A 14,707-nucleotide genomic window follows, 5' to 3' on the forward strand; every position below is an offset into this window, starting at 1 on the left:
CCCTACGCCCGGTAGGCTGGAAAAAAAGCCCCGTCCCCCGCGCGATTTGCCTGATTTTTTTCGCATAGCAGCCGATAAGCCGCCGGATCGTGCACGCGTTTGCCCATCCAGTACGGATAATGGCCGGTTTTGGAAAACGACGCTTTGAAGCGGAACAAGCCGTCTCCATCCCGGTTCCCCCCGCCAAGCAGCAGATACTCTTGCCCGTCTTCCTTGGCCCGCTGAATCATCGCGTCGAAGAGCAGATGGTTGATCCCAAGCGGCATGTCCGCCTTGCGCGAAGCTCCCAGCTGGTAATGGGCAAAGCGGGCTCCGCTGAGCATGATTGCGCCTGCGACAGCTGCGCCCTCGTGCATCGCGAGCAGGAGGCGCGGCTTGCACAACGCGGTTTCCTTCAGCAGCCCCGTGAAAAATTCCGCTTCATAGGAATAGGAAGGAGCAGCGCAGTTTCGCTCCATCGTCTCCCGGTACAACGGCAGGAACGCCTGCAAGCCGTCCCGGTCGCTCGCTTCCACGATGCTCACCTGGTTGGCAGCAGCTTTTTTCAGATTGCGCCTGACGTTTTGACTGTAGTCGGCGCGAATCTGCGCAAGCGGCGGCCGGACATCGACGGCGACGGTCGTCCGTACCAGATCGAGCCGCATCTGCTCGCGAAACCGCTCGGCGTTTTTCTCCAGCGGATGAAACCGCACCGTTTCCGTCACGTAGTTCTGGCTGCGGCAATAGGCGGAAAACTGGGCGGAAAACGATTCCGTTCCTGCTGTCTTCGGAACGACATGAGGACCGCCGTAGCCGATGGAGACGATATCCGCATACCCCGGCAAGAGAGCGTCAAGGGAGCGGACCAGGTAGGGATAAAAAATCCGGCAGTCCCCCTCGGAAAAAAACACCGCTTCCGGCACGCCCCCCTCCCTGTCGGCGTACAGGCTCACGTATTCTTTTGCGTAGGAAACATCCGCCTGTTCGAAATGGCGCAAATAAGCGGTCCAGTCATCCTGACTCGTAAGCACGATCAAACTCACCCATTTCCCTCCTAACCGGCTCCGCCTGTGTGCTTCCGGTGAATTTCTCCACCGTGCTGCCCGCTTCGCAGCGAATCCCCGTTTTTGGGAAAACCCGCTTGACCGTCAGCAGCAAAATTTTCAGATCGAGCCAAAAGCTGCGGTTTTCGACGTACCAGACATCCAGCTCGAATTTTTGCTCCCACGTAATTGCGTTTCGTCCGTTGACCTGCGCCCAGCCCGTCATGCCTGGCAGCACCTCGTGCCGCTTCATCTGGCGAGGCGTGTAAAGCGGCAGGTATTCCATGAGCAGCGGCCTCGGGCCGACCAAGCTCAGTTCGCCCCTCAACACATTCCATAGCTGCGGCAGTTCATCCAGGCTGTAGGCTCTAAGCCTCATGCCAAATGGCGTCAGCCTTTGGGCATCCGGCAGCAATTGTCCGGACGCATCGCGCTGATTGGTCATGGTGCGAAATTTGTACAGCAAAAAGGGCTTTCCGTACCGGCCTGGCCGCTCCTGGACGAACAGGACCGGGGCGCCCAGCTTGAAGCGAATCAACAGGAAGAGCAGGAGCAGCAGCGGGAAGCAGACGATGAGAAGGAACAAAGCGACCACACGATCAAACAGAGACTTCATGCTGTCCCTCCCTTTGCCTGATCCAACTCGCAGCAGCCTCCTCCATGCTCAGACTCTGCATCCCGTATTGGCTGCGCAATTCCGCGTAATCGTGAAGCAACCGCTCCAGAACGCGAAGATTTTCCTCGGGATGGCTGCCGAAGTTTTCCGGGTGCCACCACAGATGGTACAGCCTGCGATTTTGGGCCGCATAGAGCAGATCGCGCCTGATCCGGTTCAATCGGATGCTTTCCAGCCAGCGCAGCCGGGGCGAATACGGGCGCAAAAAGCGGCTCGCCGGGACATCGACAAGCCCGTCCTGGCTACTGTCAAGCTTCTCGTACGCATGATGCCCGGTCAGGTTGACATAGGCGTCGGCGAGCCGCAAAGCCCGCTTGAGCAAGGTATCCTGCGCTCCCGGACCCGCCTGATAGATCCACGACCGCTCGTTTCCGCGATACGCGGTGAACCCGTGCTGCTTGCAGGAAGCCAGGTAGGCGGGCTGGAGCTGATTGCGCGGAAAGACGATGCTGGTCGGGAAGTACCCTTTCTTGCGCGCCGCTCTTTGGAAGGCTGCCAAATCTTCCGCAAATGTTTGAGCGGTCTGTCCCGGCTCCAGGCAGTAGTAGTGGGAATGCGTATGGCTGCCGATGAACTGGTGCGGGTAGCTGGCAATCAGCCGGATGAGGGACGGGGCGTAATGATACGGGTCTAGCTGCTCGCGCGCGCCAAGCGCTCCCGACTGCACGTAGCGATAAGGCGACAGGTTCGGATCGGCATAGTCCGGCAGCTCTTTTGGCAGCGTACTGGTCAGCTCCTCGCGCGTCTCGCAGAACAAAAAGCCTACGGTCGCCCAGGTGGCGTGAATCTCGTACTTGCCAAACAGCTCCAGAATCGCCGGAATCACCTGACGAGTCCCCTGCAAGCTCCTTTCGCTGTCGGCTAACGTCCGCTTGTCGCGAACGCCCCAATACAGCTCAAAATCAAGGGAGATGACCAATGCTCCTGTTTTGCCCAAGCCGTTCCTCCCCCTCCTTTTCCGTGCGCGACGGCTCTGTCCTGGCCGCCAGAAGCATGGCAAACAGCTCGGCCTGCCTCGCGAGTACGTGCTGCTCATGAAAATGCTCCTCCGCCAAATAGCGGCTGTTTTGTCCGTACGCTTCCCTCAGCCGCGCGTCGCAGGCGAGCTTTTTCAGCGCCGTGTACAAATGCCCGGACTGCTTAGGCTCTACCAAAATCCCGTTCACGCCGTCTGCCACCTCTTCCCGGCAGCCGCGAATGTTCGTGGCGACAATCGGCTTGCCCATCGCCATCGCTTCGATAATCGAGCGGGGCAACCCTTCGCGATGCGAAGGCAGGACGAAGATGTCGCTTGCGGCGAGCAGCTGCGGGATGTCCTGGCGAAACCCGGTCAGGACGATTTGCGGATGCTTTCGGCAATGCTCCCGTAGCGCCTTGCCGCGCTGGTCCCGTTCGCTGTCCGACACGTCCCCGACGAGCAACAGCCGCACGCGGCCCGACTCTCGCGCCAGCCTGGAAAACGCGTCCAGCAGCTCGAAAATCCCTTTTTCGCCAACCATCCGCCCTACGTAGGCGATGACGAGATCATCCGCGCCGATTCCAAGCGCCGAACGCACCTCCCTCGCTTCCTCCGGCGACACCGCCTGCGGATGAAACCGCCGCTCGACATCCACCCCGTTGCCGATATGCATGATTCGCTCCGGCGGCGAAAAGCCGTCCTGCACGCTCAGCTCGTAGTCCTCCCGACTCTGCACAAGCAAGTAGTCTGTCAAATGCTTCGCGAACCACTTTTCCACGGCGTAGTACAGCCGGTATTGCCCCCGGCTCATGCCGTCGTGAAAGTAAAAGCCGTGCGCCGTGTAGACGACCGTGCTGACTCCCGCGAGCTTCGCTGCCACCCGGCCCAGTACGGCCGCAACCGGGGTATGGACGTGTACGGCATCGTAGCGCTCCCGTTTCATCAGCCGATATAGCGCCAAAATGGAACGCAGGTTGGAGAGCGGCTCGATTTTTCGCTTGATCGCGATCGGCCAGAGTGTGAGGCCCTTGTCCCGCAGCGCCTGAAAACGCCCGGTGTCTGTGCAAGCCGTATGCACTTCATGGCCTTCCTCCGCCAGCTTCTGGATGAGCGGCAAGAGCAGGCTTTCCACCGTTTGGTCAATGGCGCATATTTGCAAAATTTTCCCCATGCAGGTCACCGCCCTTTCTGATGGAGCCAGAGCTTATCCCGGCTGTCGCACAATAGAGCGCCAGCAAGATCCAGAACAACGTCTCCCGGATTCCGTTGTGCGTCACACCGTACACGATTTGAAAAAACAGCGGATACCAGGCGTAGAGCCGATGACCGCGCACCCCGGCGTACAAGAGCAGGAAAAACAGCAGCGTTCCCACGAGGCCATACGAGAAAAATAGATTGGCGACCGTGGAGTGCAATTCGAGGGCGATGCTGCTTTCAAACCGCTCGTACTGCCCTTCGCCTGCCCCGAAAAACATGTACGCGGGATGGTTCGCGATCCGGTCGTAGCCTCTGGACGCCAGGTTGTCGTCGGAGTCCTCTCCCAACGTTTCCAGCCGCTCCTTGACTTGCGTGTACATCGTCGCCTCGTACAGCACGTTTTCATTCGTGTACAGAAAAATGCAAAAGAGCAGAAAAAAACAGGCCAGCACGCAGACGACGTTTTTCCAGAACAGCCCGGTCCGCTCCTTCGACGAGACGAACAGAAAGGCCGCGTACATCAAGACCGCACTCACCATCGCCGCCTTGGACAAGGAAGCGGCGATCACGCTCAACGAACAGCTAATGACCAGAAACAAATAGATGGCTCGGACGGGAAAGAACCGCGCACAGAACAGGCAAATCCCCAGGCAGAGCAAGCCGAAATACCCGAGCTGATTCGGATTGTTGAAAAACAGCGACTGACGGAAGTCCTGGTCTCCCGGCGCGAGTCCGAGAAGAAGCGCCAGCGTCTGCACCGCGAGCGAGCAGGCGACGGACCAGAACAGCCATTTCGCGTATGCACGCGGCTCGCGCTGGCACAACACGACGACAGTCAGCAGGACGGCACAGTTGTAGCCGTACCATTTGGTCGACTCGAACACTTCTATGGCGCCGCCCAGCACGATCGCCCACAGTCCGTTGACGAGCAAAATATCGTACAGAAACGCCAGCGTAAGCAGCACGAAAAACCAATACTTGCGCTGCAACTGGTTGACGCGAAACAACAAGGTGTAGGCAATGAGCAGCAGCATGACAAAGTCCGCTATCTGCGGATTGCCGCTCGGAAAGAGGTAGAAGGGCTTCAGGAGGACGTACAGGAACAGCAGGACTTTATCCAGCGAGAGCTTCACGCAAGCCCCCCTCACGTATGGGCTGGATCATTCGTGAATTGAAGAATCCGCTGGTAATCCTCCCATGTATCGACCTCTGCCCAAAACAGCCCCGGCGGAATGGGCGCGACATGCACCTCTTGTTCGCCCAGGAACGAGTACAGCACGTTTTCCCACCATAAATCGTGCTGTTGCTGCTCGATCAGACTTTGCAGCCGCTCCTGAAAAAGCGGCACAAACTCCTGATGCAGCCGGGCGATTCCGACGTACTCGCCTGTCGTTTCCTCCAGGGACAGCTCTTTGCCATGCTTGCGCAGCAAGCCATTTTCATAGCCGAATTTGTAATCGCCCTCTCTTCGTCGCGAAGGGTCCGCGAACATCACCGGACTTCTTTGCTCCTGCATGACCACATCCAGCACCTTTTGTTCAAAATACACGTCTGCGTTGAGCAAAAGACAGTCGCTGCCCGTAAGAAACTCGCGAGCGAACCACAGCGAGGCGATGCTGTTGGTACGGTCGTAAAACGGATTGTAGAAAAAGCGAATGGGCTTACTGCAAAGCAACCGGGTAATGACCGGAGCGCGATACCCGACCACGATGGCGATCTCGTCGATTCCGCTTCGCTGCAACTCCTCAATCGTATTGACGATCAACGCCTTGTTCCCGACCTCAATCGTGCACTTGGGACTCCCGTCGATGTGCCCGCTGATCCGCGATCCGAGTCCCGCCGCCATGAGCAACGCTTTCATTGGCTTCCCCTCCCTCTTGCCTCGATGCCGTGACGTATTTGACGTTCAGCTTCAGCTTGTAAAGCGCCCTGAGGAGTCCCACCAGCAGGTGATAGTCGGTCCACCAAACGAGAACCTGGTGCTGCCCGCTTAGTGCCCACAGCATGGCCGCAATCAGCACTCCGCTTTGGAAACCTGTCTGGGTGAAAAATAGAAAGACGCCGGCATCGACCCACTTGCTGCGCTTGCGCATGGAGACGGTTTCGCGCGAGATTCTCCCCTGACCGAATGCGAGATCCGAGCCGTTCGTCGCCAAAATTTCCGCAAAAATCGTCACCAGGATCAAATAGATCAGATAGGGACCGAGTGTCGGCTGACTCTTGGAAACCCCGTAGATCACGCAAAACGAGACGAGATACAGCGCGTAGTTCAGCCCGATATCCAACCAGACGCCGCCTGCGCTGCTTTGCTTTTTCATGCGGGCGACTTCGCCGTCCACACAATCGGCGAGATAGCACATTTGGTAGAAAAAACAACCGATGACAAAGGAAGTCGCCGATCCGTACAGGAAGGCCGCAGCAGCGATCAGACCGGCAGCGATTCCTGCCAGCGTAATGGCGTTCGGCGAGATTCGCTGCTTTTTCGCCAGAAACAGGCTCACGTAAATGGAAATCCGCCTGGAGAAATAAAACGACCAAAATTCCTCTCGCTCCCATGGCTTTTGCACCTGAATCCGGGACTTCCGAACTTCCTCGCTGTCCCACAACATGCTCGGATACAAGTCTTCTTTCACCGTAAGCCCCCTTCTTCATGACCTCGTCTTCGCAGCGAGACGAACTGGTTTTTCAGAGAAGAACGGAATATACCACGTGCGAAACCCGAAATACCGGTAAGCCCAATATGAAGCGCAAATATCCCGACAGCTTACGCTAATCGCGGTGGCGATGGCTGCTCCCGCAAGGCCGAACCAGGGAATCAGCAGGCTGTTACCGCCCACATTCAACAGAGCGGAAAAAACGAGAATATTGCGCGCTGTTTTCTGGTGACCGGTCATGGTCAAGAGGGGGATGACGCTGCCCGAGGCTACGTTGATGAACTGTCCCAGACACAGGATGACCAGGATCAGACTGCTTGCGGCGAACTCTTCGCCAAACAACGAGAGCAGCGGCTCGGCGAAAATGGCGACGAGCAAATTGAGCGGCGCAGATGCGAAGAAAATGAGCCGATTGGCAAAGGCAATCATCTTTCTCAACCCGTCCAGATCGCCCCGCGCGTAGATCTCGGAAAATTTCGGAGAAAGCATCGTGTTGATCGAAATAAGCGCGAAGCTCGTCACCATCGAGAGGCGAAGGACGACACTGTAGACCCCGACTGTCTTTGCATCTGTAAAAATTCCCAGCATAATCGTGTCTGTCCAGCTCATCAAAAGCTCCATGGAAGCGCTTAAATACATCGGGAATGCCAGCGTGCAAAGCGTGCGAAAGCTGATGGCCGCTCCTTCGCTCTGCTCAGGCGGCTGTAAGTCCGTCCGCCTATCCCGGAAGAGACCATACCACTTCCCCATGCCGAACAACGTATTCAACATGACGGCTGCTGCGAGCGAGCCGATCAGAAGCTGTGAGGTCGGAGCGAACAAGGGCAGAGCGACAAGGAGAAACAGGAGGTGCAAAAAGCGCATGCCGACGGTGTCGACGATCACGGAAGCGGTCACGCGGTGCAGCGCGCGAAATGCCGAGGCGCACAGTCTGGCGAGCGAGACAAACGGCAGCATCCAGGCGATGACCCGGAGTGTTTCGGCGGGCAGCTCTTTTGCAAACACGAAGCGGGAGATGGGGTCCGCCCATACATAAACCAGCCCGGCCAACAGAAGGGAGGGCAAAAACGTCCAAAGCGCCACCTTGCTGAACAGTTGCCGCATTCGCGAAAGCGCTCCTTGCGCGCGATACTCGGCCATGAGACGAAGCATCGCCGTGTCGGTGCCAAACAAAGCCAGCACCATCCCGATATTGAGCAAGGTGATCGCAAGCGAATAGACGCCCAGATTGCCCGGCCCGTATTCCCTTGCAATCAACAGCTGTAGCGTATAGAGCAGGACGAAGCCGAACAGACGAAACAAAAACGTAATCGCGGAACCGTGCAGCACTTCACGTACATCCCGGTTGTAGCGCACCTTGACCAGTTGCTTGTGCCAGACGAATTTACGTGCATTCATAGGCACCAATCGCTCCCGTTTCCGGCTGGACTATTCCCTATACCCATACCCGTAATAACTTTCCCGCTTCCCCAGCTTTTTGTTGTTGAGCACGACCCCGAGCAGGTTGGCGCCAGCCGTTTTCAGCTGGTCGACTGCGCGAACGGCCGCGTCCCGCTTCGTCTTGCTGGCGTCTACCACGAGCACGCACCCATCCGTTTTTCCGGCCAGCAGCATCGCGTCGCTCACGATGAGCGGCGGACTGTCCACGACCACTACATCGAAATGGTTGCGCAGCTGTTCCAGCAATTCCGGCAGGCGCGGGGTGCCTAATAGCTCAGCCGGACTTTGCGGAAGCGGTCCTGCTGTCACAATGGACAGGTAGGGCACCCCGGATTCCTGGACAATCGCGGAAAACGGGCACATGCCGTTCAGATACGAGCTGACTCCGTACAAATTCGGCAGCTCAAAGGTGAAGTGGATCCGGGGATTGCGCAGGTCACAATCGATCAGTACCGTCTTGCGCTGATCCTTTGCCAGCATCAGCGACAGGTTGGCCGCTGTCACCGTCTTCCCTTCTGACGCCCCTGGACTGCTCACCAAAATCGTCTGCAGCTTCTGGCCTTGCGCGGAAAAGGCAAGGTTGAGCTTCAAGGTCCGGTAGCCCTCAGCCAGCGGGGAGAACGGCTCCCAATGCGCAATCAGCTTTTGATAACGATCGTCACGCTTCTGCCTTCTCATACTCGCCTCTCCCCTCCTTCCCTCTTTTTTGCCGAAAATGCTTTTTCGTCTTTTTGTCCATGACGGCAATCGTGGCCAGCACAGGCAATCCCAAATACGCCTCCACTTCCTTTTCCGAACGCAGCCGGGTATCGAGCTGCTCCATGAAAAACACGACTCCCAGGGAAGAAGCCAGCCCGAGCACGAAGCCGATGACCGCGTTCAACAGCGGCTTGGGACTGACAGGCAGGGCCGCCGGATTATGACGCGCCTCTGCGAGAATATGCACGTTGTTCATGCCAAGCATTTGGACGACTTCTTCCTGAAAGATCGCGGCAATCGTATTGGCGATCCGCACCGCTCTCGCTTGATCGGGGTCTTCCACCGTAATGGAAATCACCTGCGAATCCTTGACCGCCTCTACCTGTGTGTGCAGCAGCAGCGCTTCCATGCTCGCCCCTGGTCCGATTGCTTCTACGACCCGCTCCATCACCCGCGGACTTTCCATGATGACCCGGTAGGTTTCGATCAGCTTCAGGTTGGAATCAATCTCGGCTGCCGACAAGCCCCCGTCCCCCTCCGCCTGCAAGGAGCGATTCACCAAAATTTCCGTCTTGGCCTGATACATCGGCGTCAACAGAAAGAAGCTGATGAGTGCCGTGCCGACGGTAAACAGGGAGGTAACCAGCAGAATCACGCCCCAGCGTTTGGACAAGACCAGCAAGATTTCCCGCAGATTCACGGTTTCATTCATTTTGTTCCCCCCTTCGCCCCTCCAGACTGCCACTCGCTTGATTCGGCTGTAGACGGTGGGCGGGCTTTTGTCAGCTGGCGAAAGGCGGACAGCTGGTCGATCAGCTTTGTTCGCTCTTCCGGACTGACGAGAAAGTAGTAGATTCCGTTGACGAGTTGACCCTTTCCTTCCAGCCGGATCGTCTCTACGCTCGATACGGCCGCACTGTAGCCTTGAACCAGCCTTTGCATGTCGGCAAACGTCATGTTCGTCTTCACGTATTTGGCCATCGTTTCCAGCACTCCGTTCAACGTGGCGGGAGACGCCAAAGCCGCCTTCTTTTGCATCAACGCTTTCAAAATCAGCTGCTGCCGCTCGTTTCGGCCGAGATCGCCGCGCGGGTCCTCGTAGCGCATGCGCGCATAGACGAGCGCCTGCTTGCCGTCCAAATGGATGGGGCCGAGCGGGAAGTGGTAGTCTGCGTAGGTGAAGGCAAACGGGTTCTCGACGTCTACTCCGCCCACCGAATCCACGATCCCGGCAAATCCTTCCATATTCGCTGCCACCACATAGTCGACGGGCGCCGCGATGAATTGCTCGACCGTGTCCACTGCCTGCTGGATCCCGCCGAAAGCGTACGCATGATTGATCTTATCCATCTTCTGCGTCCCGGCGATCAGCGTGCGCGTATCCCGCGGGATGCTGACCAGAAGCGCCGACTTTGCCTGCGGATTGATCGTCAGCACGAGAATGACATCCGAGCGTCCTTTGTCGTTTTCCCGCTCATCAATTCCGAGCAGCAGCACCGTGAGCGGCTCCTGCGCTTCCGCTGGCACTGGCTCCTGCTGCGGAAGCGAGGACAGTTCCTGCTTGTTTAGCGGCGGCTGCCCGGACGATGCCGGGAGCGCCGAGGACGCCAGCGACTTTTGCGTGCGGATCGGGACGTACATGCTTTTGGCCGTCGCTTGCAGCGACACGTAGATAGAAGCCGCGTATCCCCCCAGTCCGAGCAGACAAGCCAGCCCTCCGATCAGCAAAAGACGGCTCCGCTTCTTTTTCCTGGCTGCCCTCTCCTTCCTCGTCATCTCCATCATCCTGTCGCGATCGAGTACGGCACTGGCTGATTTTCCGGCTGAGGCTGGGCAGAAGACTGGTAATTCGGAATGATTCCTTGTAACATTTTCATGATGACACCATCGTCCTCAAGCATCCCGCCCTTTGTCGCAAGCTGCTCCAGCCGGGATATGGCCGTCAACAGCTCGCTCCAGGAAAAGTCGAGCGGCTTGCCGATGAAAATTCGGTCGTGGCAGGTTGAAGTCAACCCTTCTTCCGCCGTGAACAGCTCTTCGGACAGCTTTTCGCCGGAACGAATCCCCGTGTAGACGACCGGAATATCCTTTTCCGGCTCCAGACCTGCCAGCCGGATCAGATCCATCGCCATATCCACGATCCTGACGGGTTTGCCCATGTCGAGCACGAAAACCTCACCGCCACGGGCCAGCGCGCCCGCCTGAATCACCAGCTGGGCCGCTTCCGGAATCGTCATGAAAAACCGTTCCATGTCCGGATGCGTAATCGTCACCGGACCGCCCGCCCGAATCTGCTCGAGAAAAAGCGGGACGACACTCCCCCGGCTCCCCAGCACGTTGCCGAAGCGAACGGCAGCAAAGCGGGTAGGTCCCAAGCGGTTGTAGCCCTGGATCAGCAGCTCGGCGATGCGCTTGGTGGCGCCCATCACGGAAGTCGGGTTCACCGCCTTGTCGGTCGAAATCAGGATGAAATGCTTCGCTTCTATTTCCAGTGCGCACTCCGCGACATTTTTCGTTCCCAACACATTGTTTTTCAACGCCTCGCTCGGGTTTTGCTCCATCAGCGGCACATGCTTGTGGGCAGCCGCATGAAAAATGACGGTCGGGCGGTACTCGCCCATGATCGCGGCTATTCGCTGCCGATCGCGAATATCCGCGATGAGGCTCATCGTCTGCAAATCAGGAAACAACCGCTTGACCTCCAGACCGATTTCGAAAATGCCGTTTTCCTCATTCCCGAGCAAAAGCATTTTCGCCGGGCCGAAGCGGGCGATCTGACGGCATAGCTCCGAACCGATCGATCCCCCTGCGCCTGTGACGAGAACGACCTGCTGCCGCAAGTAGCCGGTGACTTCCTCCAGATTGATCTCCACTGGCTCGCGTCCCAGCAAATCCTCCAGCCTGATGTTGCGAATCATGCTCATGCTGATTTTCCCGCTGAGAATATCCGAGACGTGCGGCAAAATTTTGACGCTGGCTTTCGTCGTTTTGCATAGGTCAAAAATGTCCCGGATCGTTTGCCGCGAAGCGGACGGCATGGCGATGACGATATCTGAGATGGCCTGCCGCTGTACGACGCGGGGAATGTCCTCTCTTTTGCCGACGACGGGCAAGCCGTACACACGCAAATTTTGCTTGCTCGGCTCGTCATCAATGAAAGCGATCGGCCGCTGCTCCGACAGAGGCGACCGCCTCATCTCTCGCGCCACCAGCACGCCTGCGCTCCCCGCTCCGACGATCAGCGTCCGCCTGCGGTCCTGGCTTCTTTTTTCCCGCTCCTCCTTCCACCATTTCCAGACGAAGCGAGAACCGGTGATCCCCGCCAGCACGAACGTCCACGTAATCAAAAACAGGGAGATCGGAAAGCGGGCGGGCAAAAACAGCCACGATCCCAGGTTGTTCAAAAAGAAGCTGAGCGCCAGGATGGACAGGCTCGTCGCCTTGACGATCGAGACAAGCTCGTTTGCGCTGACGTAGCGGTAGACAGGACGATACAACTCAGCCAGATGCATGCCCGCCAAAACAAACAGGACATGTCCGAAGATCAGATAGATCGGCTGATGAACGCTTACTTGGGTAAGGGAAAAATCAAATCGAACCAGGCAGGCCAGCCATACCGCTATGCTGATAATCCCTGCGTCCGATAAGCTTAACCAGAATCTTCTCTTCCGGTAGCTCATATTCATCCGCTCCAGGCCGCTGCATTCGTTGGTCGCGCCTTTACAAGCGCCAGACAACGATGTCAGACGGGCATGTTTTTTGATTCAGCACGCTCTTTACATCCGCAATCACGCCGCGCCCCCCGTGCAGTAAAGACGTCAGCTCCCCCCAGCCCAGATGCACGTATCTCGCGTGCGGAACGGCCAGGACCAACGCGTCGGCCGGCTGCAACTCCTCCCAATCCATCAGCCTGATGCCGTACTCGGCCCATGCCTTCGCCGGATCTGCCAGATCGTCCGTTACCTGCACCTCGACCCCGAATTCCCGCAGCTCGTGGACGATATCGATAACCCGGCTATTGCGAATGTCCGGAACATTCTCCTTGAAGGTCATCCCCAAAATCGTCACACGCGACCCCTGGATCGGGATATGACGCCAGATCATCTGCTTGACCAGGGAAGTAGCGACGAATTTTCCCATGCCATCGTTGATGCGGCGTCCCGCCAGGATGACCTGCGGATGATAGCCCACGCTCTCGGCTTTATAGGTCAAATAGTACGGATCGACGCCGATGCAATGGCCGCCGACCAGCCCCGGCGCAAACGGAAGGAAGTTCCATTTGGTTGCCGCCGCTTCCAGAACTTCCGCAGTCGCGATGCCCAATCGGTCAAAAATGATCGCCAACTCGTTAATCAGGGCGATATTCAGGTCGCGTTGGGTATTTTCGATCACCTTGGCCGCTTCGGCGACCTGGATGGAGGACGCCTTATGAATCCCCGCCTCTACTACCAGCGCGTACATCTCTGCGATTTCGTCGCAGATGGCACGGTTCTGGCCGGAGACGACCTTGACAATCTGGGCGAGCTTGCGCTCCTTGTCCCCCGGATTGATCCGCTCGGGAGAATAGCCGACAAAAAAATCTTCGCCTGCACGCTTTCCGGACGAACGCTCCAGCGCTGGCACGCACACTTCTTCCGTCGCGCCAGGATACACCGTCGATTCATAGACGACAATTGTCCCCGGCTGCATGTACGTCCCGACCGTTTCCGAGGCGAAGAGCAGCGCCCTCAAATCGGGCCGCTTGGCCTTATCGACAGGCGTAGGCACCGTGACGATAATGAAGTCGCACGCTGCCAGCTTGCCGGGATCATCCGTGAAGGAGACGTTCGTCCGCGCCAACTCCTCCGCCGTATGCTCTCCCGTCTCGTCCCAGCCTGCCTGCAGCGCGGTGATTCGCTTCCGGTCCACATCGTACCCAATGACAGGTACCTTTTGCCCAAACGCAACCGCAACAGGCAATCCGACATATCCAAGTCCTACGACTCCCACTTTTTTACGCATGGGCGTCACCGTAATAGTCCAGATACCAATCGACAAACCGGGCAATGCCTACCTCGATCGGCGTCTGGGGGCGAAAGCCTGTTTCGGCATACAAGGCATCGACGGAGGCGAACGTAGCCGGTACGTCCCCCGGTTGAATGGGCATGTAGTGGCGATGGGCGGATCGGTTCAGCTTTTGTTCCAAAATCGAGAGGAATTGCAGCAGATCTACAGGCTGATGATTGCCGATATTCAACACCTGGTGGGGCGCTTTGCCGTCCTGCGGCTGTGGCAGCCGTCCCATGAGTCGGCAGACTCCTTCCACCACATCGTCAATGTACGTAAAATCCCTCGTCATTTTCCCGTGGTTGTAGATGCGGACAGGCTCCCCCGCCAAAATCGCCCTGGTGAATGTGTACAGCGCCATATCCGGGCGCCCCCACGGTCCGTACACGGTGAAAAAACGCAGTCCTGTCGCAGGAATGCCGTACAGGTGGCTGTACGTGTACGCCATCAGTTCGTTGGCTTTTTTCGTTGCGGCATACAGGCTGTTCGGTTCATCGACCCGATCCGTCTCGCAAAAAGGCAGCTTCTTGTTGCCCCCGTACACAGAGCTTGACGAAGCATACAGCAAATGCTTGACGCCCGTCTGCCGACACCCTTCCAAGATGTGCAAAAAGCCCGTGATATTGGCGGAGGTGTAGGCATGAGGATTTTCCAGGCTGTAGCGGACGCCAGCCTGCGCCGCCAGATGGATGACCCGTTCCGGCTGAATTTTGCGAAACAACTCGTCCATTGTCTCCTCGTCGGCTATATCCGCTTGATGGAAGCGGAACTGGTCGAACGCCTGGAGCATTTCCAGCCTTTTGGCTTTCAAGCGGGGATCGTAGTACCCGTTGCAATTATCCACCCCCCATACGACTTCTCCTCCTTCCAAAAGTCTTTTCGCCACGTGAAACCCGATGAATCCAGCCGTGCCCGTCACTAAAATCGGCATACCTCCCACCTCTTTGCTTATTCATACGGAGGTTCTAGGACAAATATGCCAGCAGGATGAAAGAGGTCGCAGGACGACTTGCCC

The 14,707-nt window shown here is 57.5% G+C and carries 14 protein-coding genes; all 14 read right to left on the reverse strand.

What is annotated here, in order from left to right:
* Window positions 1-2 precede the first annotated feature (2 nt).
* Genes ACTHO6_RS07165 through ACTHO6_RS07230 form a run of 14 tightly spaced genes read right to left on the reverse strand, consistent with a single transcriptional unit; the run spans window position 3 to window position 14,623 of the window.
* Window positions 3-1,022 carry a GNAT family N-acetyltransferase gene (locus ACTHO6_RS07165; protein ID WP_440240825.1) on the reverse strand — a complete coding sequence of 340 codons (1,020 nt, stop codon included), beginning with the start codon at window positions 1,020-1,022 and terminating at the stop codon, window positions 3-5.
* The gene (locus ACTHO6_RS07170) at window positions 991-1,638 is read right to left on the reverse strand and encodes a sugar transferase (protein ID WP_440240827.1); all 648 of its coding nucleotides are present in this window, start codon (window positions 1,636-1,638) and stop codon (window positions 991-993) included. The genes ACTHO6_RS07165 and ACTHO6_RS07170 overlap by 32 nt, the downstream gene beginning before the upstream one ends.
* A complete protein-coding gene (locus tag ACTHO6_RS07175) occupies window positions 1,622-2,635 on the reverse strand; it encodes a polysaccharide deacetylase family protein (RefSeq protein WP_440240829.1) in 1,014 nt (337 codons plus the stop codon). The genes ACTHO6_RS07170 and ACTHO6_RS07175 overlap by 17 nt, the downstream gene beginning before the upstream one ends.
* The gene (locus tag ACTHO6_RS07180; RefSeq protein WP_440240830.1) at window positions 2,601-3,827 is read right to left on the reverse strand and encodes a glycosyltransferase family 4 protein; all 1,227 of its coding nucleotides are present in this window, start codon (window positions 3,825-3,827) and stop codon (window positions 2,601-2,603) included. Before ACTHO6_RS07180 ends, ACTHO6_RS07175 begins: the two co-directional genes overlap by 35 nt.
* Window positions 3,796-4,986, reverse strand: coding sequence for an O-antigen ligase family protein (locus ACTHO6_RS07185; RefSeq protein WP_440240832.1), 1,191 nt, complete (start codon window positions 4,984-4,986; stop codon window positions 3,796-3,798). Before ACTHO6_RS07185 ends, ACTHO6_RS07180 begins: the two co-directional genes overlap by 32 nt.
* An 11-nt stretch (window positions 4,987-4,997) precedes the next feature.
* Entirely contained in the window at window positions 4,998-5,714 is a 717-nt protein-coding gene (locus ACTHO6_RS07190; RefSeq protein ID WP_440240833.1) for an NTP transferase domain-containing protein, read from the reverse strand.
* Window positions 5,635-6,486 carry a CDP-alcohol phosphatidyltransferase family protein gene (locus ACTHO6_RS07195; protein WP_440240834.1) on the reverse strand — a complete coding sequence of 284 codons (852 nt, stop codon included), beginning with the start codon at window positions 6,484-6,486 and terminating at the stop codon, window positions 5,635-5,637. The genes ACTHO6_RS07190 and ACTHO6_RS07195 overlap by 80 nt, the downstream gene beginning before the upstream one ends.
* 15 nt (window positions 6,487-6,501) lie before the next feature.
* A complete protein-coding gene (locus tag ACTHO6_RS07200; protein WP_440240835.1) occupies window positions 6,502-7,905 on the reverse strand; it encodes a flippase in 1,404 nt (467 codons plus the stop codon).
* A gap of 30 nt (window positions 7,906-7,935) precedes the next feature.
* Window positions 7,936-8,625: a CpsD/CapB family tyrosine-protein kinase gene (locus tag ACTHO6_RS07205; protein ID WP_440240836.1), complete on the reverse strand. Its 690-nt coding sequence runs from the start codon at window positions 8,623-8,625 to the stop codon at window positions 7,936-7,938.
* Complete coding sequence (locus ACTHO6_RS07210) at window positions 8,606-9,358, reverse strand: YveK family protein (protein WP_440240838.1); 753 nt, start codon at window positions 9,356-9,358, stop codon at window positions 8,606-8,608. Before ACTHO6_RS07210 ends, ACTHO6_RS07205 begins: the two co-directional genes overlap by 20 nt.
* The gene (locus ACTHO6_RS07215; protein ID WP_440240839.1) at window positions 9,355-10,422 is read right to left on the reverse strand and encodes an LCP family glycopolymer transferase; all 1,068 of its coding nucleotides are present in this window, start codon (window positions 10,420-10,422) and stop codon (window positions 9,355-9,357) included. Before ACTHO6_RS07215 ends, ACTHO6_RS07210 begins: the two co-directional genes overlap by 4 nt.
* A 5-nt stretch (window positions 10,423-10,427) precedes the next feature.
* Window positions 10,428-12,326: a polysaccharide biosynthesis protein gene (locus ACTHO6_RS07220; protein ID WP_440240840.1), complete on the reverse strand. Its 1,899-nt coding sequence runs from the start codon at window positions 12,324-12,326 to the stop codon at window positions 10,428-10,430.
* 40 nt (window positions 12,327-12,366) lie between these two features.
* Window positions 12,367-13,647 (reverse strand): nucleotide sugar dehydrogenase, encoded by a 1,281-nt coding sequence (locus ACTHO6_RS07225; RefSeq protein ID WP_440240842.1) that lies wholly within the window; start codon window positions 13,645-13,647, stop codon window positions 12,367-12,369.
* The gene (locus tag ACTHO6_RS07230; RefSeq protein WP_440240844.1) at window positions 13,640-14,623 is read right to left on the reverse strand and encodes an NAD-dependent epimerase; all 984 of its coding nucleotides are present in this window, start codon (window positions 14,621-14,623) and stop codon (window positions 13,640-13,642) included. The genes ACTHO6_RS07225 and ACTHO6_RS07230 overlap by 8 nt, the downstream gene beginning before the upstream one ends.
* Between the last annotated feature and the right edge of the window lie 84 nt (window positions 14,624-14,707).

The organism is Brevibacillus sp. SAFN-007a (assembly GCF_051967035.1).
GTDB lineage: Bacteria > Bacillota > Bacilli > Brevibacillales > Brevibacillaceae > Brevibacillus.

Excerpts from the sequence above, each read along its gene's own strand:
- ACTHO6_RS07220 (WP_440240840.1), bottom strand. The coding sequence starts at position 12,326 with ATGAGCTACCGGAAGAGAAGATTCTGGTTAAGCTTATCGGACGCAGGG.
- ACTHO6_RS07225 (WP_440240842.1), bottom strand. The coding sequence starts at position 13,647 with ATGCGTAAAAAAGTGGGAGTCGTAGGACTTGGATATGTCGGATTGCCT.
- ACTHO6_RS07215 (WP_440240839.1), bottom strand. The coding sequence starts at position 10,422 with ATGACGAGGAAGGAGAGGGCAGCCAGGAAAAAGAAGCGGAGCCGTCTT.
- ACTHO6_RS07210 (WP_440240838.1), bottom strand. The coding sequence starts at position 9,358 with ATGAATGAAACCGTGAATCTGCGGGAAATCTTGCTGGTCTTGTCCAAA.
- ACTHO6_RS07205 (WP_440240836.1), bottom strand. The coding sequence starts at position 8,625 with ATGAGAAGGCAGAAGCGTGACGATCGTTATCAAAAGCTGATTGCGCAT.
- ACTHO6_RS07180 (WP_440240830.1), bottom strand. The coding sequence starts at position 3,827 with ATGGGGAAAATTTTGCAAATATGCGCCATTGACCAAACGGTGGAAAGC.
- ACTHO6_RS07190 (WP_440240833.1), bottom strand. The coding sequence starts at position 5,714 with ATGAAAGCGTTGCTCATGGCGGCGGGACTCGGATCGCGGATCAGCGGG.
- ACTHO6_RS07170 (WP_440240827.1), bottom strand. The coding sequence starts at position 1,638 with ATGAAGTCTCTGTTTGATCGTGTGGTCGCTTTGTTCCTTCTCATCGTC.
- ACTHO6_RS07230 (WP_440240844.1), bottom strand. The coding sequence starts at position 14,623 with ATGCCGATTTTAGTGACGGGCACGGCTGGATTCATCGGGTTTCACGTG.
- ACTHO6_RS07200 (WP_440240835.1), bottom strand. The coding sequence starts at position 7,905 with ATGAATGCACGTAAATTCGTCTGGCACAAGCAACTGGTCAAGGTGCGC.